The organism is Bacillus sp. FSL W8-1127, assembly GCF_038006725.1.
Lineage (GTDB): Bacteria > Bacillota > Bacilli > Bacillales > DSM-4216 > Bacillus_O > Bacillus_O smithii.
On sequence record NZ_JBBOVU010000005.1, the window covers coordinates 1 to 8,674 of the forward strand.

Annotated in this window: 11 protein-coding genes and 1 pseudogene; 8 read left to right on the forward strand and 4 right to left on the reverse strand. The window is 37.1% G+C overall.

The features are described 5' to 3' along the window. On the forward strand, window positions 1-254 hold a 254-nt coding region (locus NST12_RS16980; protein ID WP_341102647.1), incomplete at its 5' end, for a hypothetical protein. A gap of 438 nt (window positions 255-692) precedes the next feature. Here NST12_RS16980 and NST12_RS16985 read toward each other — a convergent pair. Together NST12_RS16985 and NST12_RS16990 are read right to left on the reverse strand one after the other, a co-directional pair. Beyond that, entirely contained in the window at window positions 693-1,022 is a 330-nt protein-coding gene (locus tag NST12_RS16985; RefSeq protein WP_003352727.1) for a type II toxin-antitoxin system PemK/MazF family toxin, read from the reverse strand. After that, window positions 1,019-1,258: an AbrB/MazE/SpoVT family DNA-binding domain-containing protein gene (locus NST12_RS16990; protein ID WP_081473003.1), complete on the reverse strand. Its 240-nt coding sequence runs from the start codon at window positions 1,256-1,258 to the stop codon at window positions 1,019-1,021. The genes NST12_RS16985 and NST12_RS16990 overlap by 4 nt, the downstream gene beginning before the upstream one ends. Window positions 1,259-1,538: 280 nt before the next feature. Here NST12_RS16990 and NST12_RS16995 point away from each other — a divergent pair, with 280 nt between their 5' ends. Next, window positions 1,539-2,114: a tyrosine-type recombinase/integrase gene (locus tag NST12_RS16995; protein WP_327805864.1), complete on the forward strand. Its 576-nt coding sequence runs from the start codon at window positions 1,539-1,541 to the stop codon at window positions 2,112-2,114. Window positions 2,115-2,798: 684 nt separating this feature from the next. Continuing rightward, the gene (locus tag NST12_RS17000) at window positions 2,799-3,596 is read left to right on the forward strand and encodes an HTH domain-containing protein (RefSeq protein WP_328202420.1); all 798 of its coding nucleotides are present in this window, start codon (window positions 2,799-2,801) and stop codon (window positions 3,594-3,596) included. 162 nt (window positions 3,597-3,758) lie between these two features. On the opposite strand, the pseudogene NST12_RS17005 reads toward NST12_RS17000, so the two are convergent. Beyond that, window positions 3,759-4,691: pseudogene (locus NST12_RS17005) on the reverse strand (RNA-guided endonuclease InsQ/TnpB family protein); the annotation flags it as partial. 474 nt (window positions 4,692-5,165) lie between these two features. Between NST12_RS17005 and NST12_RS17010 the strand changes: the two are divergent. The 5 genes from NST12_RS17010 (at window position 5,166) to NST12_RS17030 (ending at window position 8,193) form a co-directional block, all read left to right on the forward strand. Beyond that, window positions 5,166-5,363 carry a hypothetical protein gene (locus tag NST12_RS17010; protein ID WP_341030551.1) on the forward strand — a complete coding sequence of 66 codons (198 nt, stop codon included), beginning with the start codon at window positions 5,166-5,168 and terminating at the stop codon, window positions 5,361-5,363. An 18-nt stretch (window positions 5,364-5,381) separates the two neighbouring features. Next, on the forward strand, window positions 5,382-5,561 hold the full coding sequence (locus NST12_RS17015) for a hypothetical protein (protein WP_004439447.1): 180 nt from the start codon (window positions 5,382-5,384) through the stop codon (window positions 5,559-5,561). Between the two features lie 415 nt (window positions 5,562-5,976). Further along, entirely contained in the window at window positions 5,977-6,603 is a 627-nt protein-coding gene (locus tag NST12_RS17020; RefSeq protein ID WP_328202412.1) for a hypothetical protein, read from the forward strand. Window positions 6,604-6,773: 170 nt separating this feature from the next. Continuing rightward, a complete protein-coding gene (locus tag NST12_RS17025) occupies window positions 6,774-6,950 on the forward strand; it encodes an antitoxin VbhA family protein (RefSeq protein WP_328202414.1) in 177 nt (58 codons plus the stop codon). 682 nt (window positions 6,951-7,632) lie between these two features. Further along, on the forward strand, window positions 7,633-8,193 hold the full coding sequence (locus tag NST12_RS17030; protein ID WP_328202417.1) for a hypothetical protein: 561 nt from the start codon (window positions 7,633-7,635) through the stop codon (window positions 8,191-8,193). Between the two features lie 336 nt (window positions 8,194-8,529). On the opposite strand, the gene NST12_RS17035 is transcribed toward NST12_RS17030, so the two are convergent. Beyond that, the coding region (locus NST12_RS17035) for a zinc ribbon domain-containing protein (protein ID WP_341102657.1) at window positions 8,530-8,674 on the reverse strand (145 nt) is incomplete at its 5' end.

The window sequence follows — 8,674 nt, forward strand, 5'->3', positions numbered from 1 at the left end:
GATTATACCAAAATCTTTGGAGGTTATTTATGTACTTCAAGTTTTCTCTTCTTAGTTTTATAACTGGTCTAATAATGATTTTTGTTATTCAATTAGCAACATTTTATAGAAATTTACAAATAAAAACGGGGAGAATGGATGGAGATACGACCTATACTCTATTAAGTTCTAGTTTAATAGTTATTCCGATAATTTTATTTGTTTTAGCGCTAATCTTTTTTCAGTTGCATATCAAAGATAAACAAAAACATTAAAAATCTCTTATTTGGGCTTGTACGTGGTTTTAAGAATACGATGATATAGGTAAATAAAAAAAAGAGCAATTCCTATTATGAGGAATTGCTCTTTTTTTCCATATCTACGAAGTTAAAAAGATATGGAAAAGGCACAATCTCTGTAATCAGTTATAGCACCTTTTATTTTTGATTACAAATTATGGGGAAGTGTCAACGGTAAATCGGACTGAGTGAGGAACGAACGAGGGAGAATTTAAGGAGTTGACACGAGCGCATGATTTACACCCTCTTGGCATTAGCCCTCTATGTGCGCCCGGCATGTACATGAACTATAGGGTGTAAGTCCCGAACCCCGAAGACAGAAGTAGAGGTTAGCGAGTGGCAGCATCTTTTTCAGCTTTAACTTTTTTTTCTCTGTAAGGCTATTGAGAGAAGCTCTTGATGCTTTTTATCTTTTTACAAAAAAGTATGTATTTTGTTCAAACACTCAGTTACAATTTCGGGTGGTGCTTGATCCTTAATTTGAATCTTTCTGGATACCCAATCTAAACTTTTAACTTGATCAGTCAAAATAGCTCCCTGAATGGCTAAACCTTCTGGGAGCTCTACTTCAAAAGGCCAACCCTTTACTGTGTTTGTAATTGGACAAATAAGTGCAAATCGTGTTATTTCATTAAATTCTTTCGGGGACAATACAATACCTGGGCGACGTCCTGCTTGTTCGTGTCCAGATTGTGGGTTGAAATTTAGATAAACCAAATCCCCACGGTCTGGTGCTTGGGTCAAATTAATTCATTCCCTTCAATACCAAAATCAATTTCCTTATGACGATTTTCCGGCTTTGCTTGCTTTAAAAGTTCTTCTAACGTGTATTTCTTCTGTTTTGGAACTAATGTGATTTTCTTATCATCTATAACTCTTAACTCGATTTCGGAGCCTTGATGAATCGCAACTCGCTCAGCAACATCTTTAGGGATACGAACTGCAAGACTATTTCCCCACTTTTGAACAGTTGTTGCCATTGCCATAGTTTCCACCCCTTCTCCTTTATTGGAATTCAATTATACCACCTTCCGTCTTTTAAGTATATACAAAGTATATACATTTTCACAAAAAATGATACGTATCAAGTTCCCTAACTTTCCCCTACCTTTTTTAGTTTTGAACAAATGTACGAATTTGTATAAAATCATACATTCATTTTCGCTTATTCTCTTGTCTTTTCCCTTTTTCTTCGATATGATCGAGGTATCCTACAAAATCGTACATTCAAATCGTTGATTTTCAAGGGAAGGAGAAAAGATGTCGACACCAAAAAATGTGCAGCCGATTCGTAGTCAGCAGCAATTAGACGATATGAAATGGGCGTTAAAACGCCACTGTTTGCCCCGAGATTACATTTTATTTGTGTTAGGGTGTGAAACTGGCCTACGGGTTGGAGACCTGCTTAAAATCAAAACGGAAGCGATTCTGAGGCTGAAAAACAAAAAAGAGAAGGTTTTACGAGTAAAAGAAGGGAAAACCCAAAAAATCCGCGATATTTATATTGGCCATTGTTTTGAGGAAGTGTATGAATACGCAGCTGGATTAGACAGTGAGTGGCTCTTTCCATCCAGGAAAGGAAACCGGCCGATTACACCGACACAGGCTTACCGCCAGCTGAAAAAGGCGGCTGATTTTGCCGGAGTGGAGCATGTTGGCAATCATACGCTCAGAAAAACATTTGGCTATTGGTTTTATAAAGCCACGAAGGATATTGCCATGTTGCAAGAAATTTTGAACCATTCTCATCCTTCCGTGACTCTCCGGTATATCGGGATCACAGAAGAAGAAACACAAAATGTCTTGAAACATTTTAGCGTGTTTCAGGGTCAATAAAAAAATTGGGCTGTTCATACAGCCCAAAAACTCTATTCAACTATTCCAGAGTAGCTCATATCTTACTCCCTACGGGTCCTATTGTGCGCAATATTATTCGAAACATTCGAACCCTATTGAATACCTGCATGTAAGGTATGTAAATGGGCACTCTCATTTTTTTCATTAAAATGCAAAAAAAGCATATAGAAACTATATAGAATGATATATAGAGTTCATATAGAAACCATATAGAAACTATATAGAAACTATATAGAAACTATATAGAAAACTCACTTTTTTTGACCCCATCGTTTTATCAGGCACTGCCTGATCCCACACCTTCGGTGGGGGCAAAAACTCCTTATGCTCTTGCATAAAAAAAAACCATAAATTAACACAAAAGTTCTTGTCGAAATGGTAGACTGATAGTAACATTAAAATTAAGTTAATAGGAACGGAAAATGAAAAAGGATTCTCGACGTGTGTAAGTAGTGCGCCAACACTCTTACACCGTTCGCCGTAACCACCCTACGGCAAACACCTGTCAAGAATCCCTGCATTAACTACTGTTTTTATATCCATATTGTACATTGGAAACAGTCAGTTGCGCAAGGGGTTAATTTTAGAACATTTAGGACGTGTTTGCCAAGAGATGGCGGCGCGTCCTTTTTCGTTTCCGAAAAATTAGAAGGAGACGAAAAAATGCAAATCATCACTAACGAACAATTTACAGAACTTAAAGAGATTGAAAGAGTGACAGAATTCATTTACAAGAGACGAAAAATCAAAAATGAACTGATGAACCGTATTGCTGAATCATTAGGCCGCAAATTCCGTAAAGCCCAAAAAACAACATTGGTTATTGATGAAATTGTGTGGAAGGCTACTGATCGCGGTTTTTCGTTCAATGGACGTGAAACACTAGCAGAAAAATTAGATGTCTCATTGCGAACAGTAGACAACGCTATCAGACTTTTAAAAGATTCTGGCGAAGTTGTTGTTTGCTATAGGGAAAATCCGAAGTCCAACGGAGCCAAAACACCTGTATTCATTTTCCGCAGCCATGCGAATTTTGAACGTATTGCATCTATTTTGGATTTGTCACTTTGCGAAGAAGTTTGCGAAGTAGAAAACACCGAAAAGCCTACGGCGCCAAAGGATTCACCGTTAAATACGTTTGCTACCATTTTAGGTTTACCTTTTGATAACAAGATTAATAGTTATGTTAAAGGAGAAATCCAACCTTTGGAAAAAATTGTTAAATATGTGGCGATTAAAATCAATGAAACACAAAAACGAACTAACCGTGGCATTAAGTATCTATCGGCTTATGTTGACCGTGTACTCTCTGATGAAATGAGACGAGCCAAAATCGAGGAACTTAAACGCCAACAACAAAATCATATAACGGTCAAACCTTCTCCTCGTCCTGTGTTTTATAACTGGCTTGAAGACGTGAAAGGAAATAAAAGTGATCTGGATACTCTAGGTATCTATTAATCAAAAAGGGAGATCTTCTGAAAACAAGATTGAAGCATGATTGTGAACTACCCTCCACTTATCAACCTTACGGTTTGATTGAAGTGGGGGCTTCTCGGGTAATCCCGTCTAATGACAGAAAATTGACCGAGCTAACCCTCTCGTTCCGAAAGTTATTATTCTTTATGCTAATAAGCGTAATCCCTCATTTTTGATATTGATTGCTGAATTGTGATCGCAATCTAATACAAAGCCGCAAGAACATTTATATACACGTTCAGATAATGGCATTTCTTTTTCCTTGCCGCAACATGAACACTTCTTAGTGGAGGGAAACCACTTATCAATTTTCACAAGTTGTTTCCCCTGTTCTTTTAGCTTATACGCTAAGAAAGTAGTGAACATCCCCCAGCCGTTATCATGAACGCTTTTTCCAAAGTTGAGGGCTTGAGACATGCCTTTCATGTCTAAGTCCTCAATAATCACAGCGTCATAGTTTGTTGCTAATTCTTTTGACTTATGATGAAGAAAGTTTCTGCGCTGATTCGCTGTCTTTTCATGTAGCTTAGCCACTTTCAGGTGTTGTTTTTCCCATCTTGCAGAACCTTTCTTTCTTCGAGAAAGAATTCGTTGTGCTTTTGCTAATTTATCTAAGGCTTGCCGATAGTAACGTGGGTAATTGGCTTTCTTACCCTGTTCACTCTCGACATATAGACCATCCATAGCAAAATCCAAACCAACAACTTTCTGTATTTTAACTGGACGAATATCTTTCTCATATTCTGTCAAAATTGAAATGTAGTATTTGCCTGTCTTTGTTTTAGAAATAGTGCAAGATTTGATTTTATAATCAGCAGGTATCTCTCTATGCTGTTTCATTTTTATTGGCTTTTTGATTTTTGGCAGTTTGATATGACCATTTTCTAGCTTAATATTTCCGTTGACCATATTAGTTGTATAGGATTGTTTTGCTTTACGATTTTTGAACTTTGGAAAATCCGCATTTCCTTCAAAGAAATTCTTATAAGCAGTCTGTAAGTTCATTTGTGCATTTGCCAAAGCTAAAGAATCCACTTCTTTTAGGAATGGAAATTCACTTTTATATTTTGGACGGGTAGTATTTTTTCGCCCTTCGGGTTCGCTACGCCGAAAAAATCTCCACCCTAAACCCTTGCATTCCGAAATTCGGCGGGTGCTGGCCTGTCGCCAAGCCGACCAGACTCAAAACGAGGATTTTCGGAGGTCAGCTTGCTCCGTCCATTGTACCCGCCGAACCGCCCAGCTCATCCGTCCGTGATGGGTATTCTTACGCCATATTTAAACACGCAGAAAGACCGTGGGGGCTAGCCCCCACACCCCCAGCCAGCCTCCCACCTCAAAACGAGGGGAAAGGCAAAACCGTAGAAGCCTTTATTTTGGCTTCTAGGCCTTTTTAAGGCTTACCCCTTATAAAAAAGTCTAGTAGTCTATAAAAATCGCCATATGGGCGAATATAGGGCGAATAAGCCCTATTAGAAACAATTATTTGGACAAACAATTCCATATTATTGTAAAATTGTTGTGATACATTTTTCGGATAGTTGGAATAAAATGATCAGCAAAGTAGAGTCAATGACCGGGACTGAACTAGTTGTTTTTCACTGGGAGTCTATCAATAAATTCTTAGATTTTGCTGCAAACTCTGGTGATACCATAGAGGGTGCATTGACAAGTTATCTTGTTAAACATGGTTTTAATAAAACAGTTGCTAAATATGTTTCTAAAGCTTTTGTTTTGGTCGTTTTCTAAATAAGGGATTGATAGGTGATGAGTAAAAAAAATCAAATTTTTTTAGCTATACTTTTATTTTTATCTGTGCTGGGTTTCATTATTAATATGATACTTGATCCTAGACCTCGTTTGCTTAAAGCTTATAATTTGCTAGTTGTTATTGCTTGGGGTGTATTTGTTTTTCGTGTAGGCAAGGAAAAAGGTAAATTTGGTTAATTTTACGGAAGCAAGAAGCCTTTAGCGCTAATAAGCGCTCCTGGAGAGGACTCCTATATTATGATTATGGGAGTCCTCTTTCTTTTCCGCCGGGAGAGGGCAAATTATGGGGAAGTGTCAACGGTAAATCGGACAAGAACGTGTAGAAATTCGTATGCCTAAGACGATATTAGAAAAATTGGAGCAATATCAAAAAGAAAATGGGATTCCAACTAGAACAGCCGCAATCTTAGAATTGTTGAGAAAGGGATTGGAAAAATAACTTTGGCTAAAGCCAACCGAAATTCATCTCCCACCTACTCATTGGTGCTATTCGCACCTTCACATTCCTAGAGGATGGGAGACTTCTTTCGGAAAGACGTTAAAGGATACGATATGACCTGTGTTGAAATATGTATCTAGAGGTGAATGGGTCATGAATAACAACAACATTGGGAAAGAATACGGCACTAAAGATATAGCGAATATGGTCGACATAGCGGAATCAACGGTAAGAAAATACGCTCAAGCATTGGAAAAAGCAGGTTATAGATTCATAAAAAACGAAAATGGATTCAGGATCTATACGGATAACGATGTTTTTGTTTTCAATGAAGTAAAAAATTTATCTAAAAAGAACGCCATGCCAGTGGAACGTATTGCGAAAATGATCGTATTCAATCAGAAACAAAAGATACGAGATGAAGCGGAAAGCGATACACTTGAAAAAATCCAGTCAAATCAACAAGAGTCAAGCGATATAGCACAATATGATAACCGATTCAATAAGTTGATGGATCAGTTGGATAAACTCAACATGATTGAAGATATAGTAAAAGAGCTTCAAGAGATCAAGGAAGTCAATAGACAATTAACGGAACGAGTTCAAGAACAAGAAAAATTCATCAAAGAGTCATTGGAGAAACGTGATCGACAACTTATGGAATCATTGAATCACGCTTTAGAATTTAGGCAAGCTAGAATCGAAGCCGCCATAGCAGAAAAAGAGACACAAAAAGGTTTTTTTTCACGTTTCCTTTCCAAAAAAAGGAAAGGAAAATAAGAAGGCTGATACAAAGGTGTATCGAACCTCGAAAATTGTGCACTATGGGGCTCTAAGACAAATTTATTTTTCGTTATGCGTATAAGTGTTTTGTTAAATGCAAAATTCGGCTTCATTTTGTCGACGAATTTTGGAGACCTTGCTCAGTGGTTAGAAGGGAGTGAAGACTCATGAAATATTCAAAGGAGACGTTACAAAAGAAATTTGCATCTGTAAAAGCTTCACTTGAAATCGAAGGCTTAAAAGTAACGAAAGAAATTGAGGATCTAGTCATTGCAAAAGCAGCAGGAGAGATTTCTTTTGAACAGTTTAAACGTAAAGCAATTAGGTTGGCAGGGAAACAGTGAATCGGTATGCTGCCCTCGACCTCTGTTTCAATACTGTCTTTTAACCAAAAAAAATAATCCACCCTTGAGTTTATAGGCCACGGGTGGATTATTCTGCCTAAAGCCGATCCCCCCTTGAAGATCGTATCCGTATTATACACGATTACAATTGTATCACGAAACTGATAAAAATATTCTGAAATATCTGAGATTTCAGCGTGGTAGAAAAATGCAAGAGCATAAGGAGTTTTTGCCCCCACCGAAGGTGTGGGATCAGGCAGTGCCTGATAAAACGATGGGTACATAAAAAAGGCGATTCGCCCACAAAAAGTCCACTAAAGTCCCACGAATAGCCCACTAAAATCCCATAAATGGTCCACGCTTATCCCACGTTTGTCCCACTTTTTTTGCTATGAATCTAAGAATAATTTGTCTGCAATAGGCTCCTTTCTAAGGATGAATAACGGCAGAGAGTGGCGCTTTTTTAAATTCATGAAAAAAATCGTCTTATGCTCTTAAAAAGAAACAATTCAGCTGCTAAAGTATTTGAAATTGAATTTAAAGAAAGGAGTCGTTTTTATGATTCAGACAATTGTTTCAATTATTAATACTGGAGTAATTATATTAAATATCATGTTCCCAACTCTATTTAAAAGGGTGGGAGAGTATCAAGAGATTCAGATATTTATAGGAGGAAACTTTAATGAAAAAACAAATTATCCACGTAACTGTTGCAACAGCACTTTTACTTTCTGTATCTACATCTTTTGCAGTAAATGCAAAAGCACAGACGGTAACAAACCAAGAAGCGAATACAAAACTATCTCAAAAAGAAATTCAAAAGCTCATAGAGTTAGAAATTGAATTGCAAAAACATGGAATTTCGGCAGAAGATATTCAATATGGTATCCAATCCAATCTTCCACAACAAGCACAACAAGATAGTGGTATTACTACTCTAGGTGTAAAATCAACTGCTGCAAAAGTTGCCGCAAAATCTATGATTAGTAAACTGCAAAAAATTGGAAAAGTGTCTTGGGATAGAACAGTTAGAAATTACATAGCCAAACTTCCAATTTCAAGTAGTGCAAAAAGCACACTAAAAAAATACTTAGCATATCAATTTGTTATGAGTACTCTTAATGTTGTTATTGACTTTAGTGGAACAATAGAAGATGCTATAGAAAAACGATTGAAAAGTATTGGCGTGTCAAGTTGGTTAGCAGGAATCACAGCTAGAGCAATTGTATTTTTACTATTCTAAGCAAATAACAGGAGATGGAAATAATGAAATCCCTTTTGAAATTTCTGATTGTTGTAACAGGTTCGTATTGTCTCGGTCATATCTTTTTTGATTATTCGGAATTAAAAATAGTAACAAATGTGATTCAAACATTATTCTTCCTTTTTGCATTTATTTATTTTACTGTTTATCGGAAAACACCCAAAGATAAAAGTTCTAATTAAAAACCTACGAAACTGTGAACTACCCTCCACTTACCACCCTTTCGGGTTGCTTGAAGTGGGGGCTTCTCGGGTAATCCTGTCTCATGACAGGAAATTGACCGAGCTAACCCTCCTGTTCCGGGAGTTTGTATTTTCATGCTAATTCTAACAAGCGCAATCCTTCATTTTTGATATTGATTGCTGAATTGTGATCACGATCTAATACAATGCCGCAAGTACATTTATATACACGTTCAGATAATGGCATTTCTTTTTCGTTCCCACAACGGGAACATTTT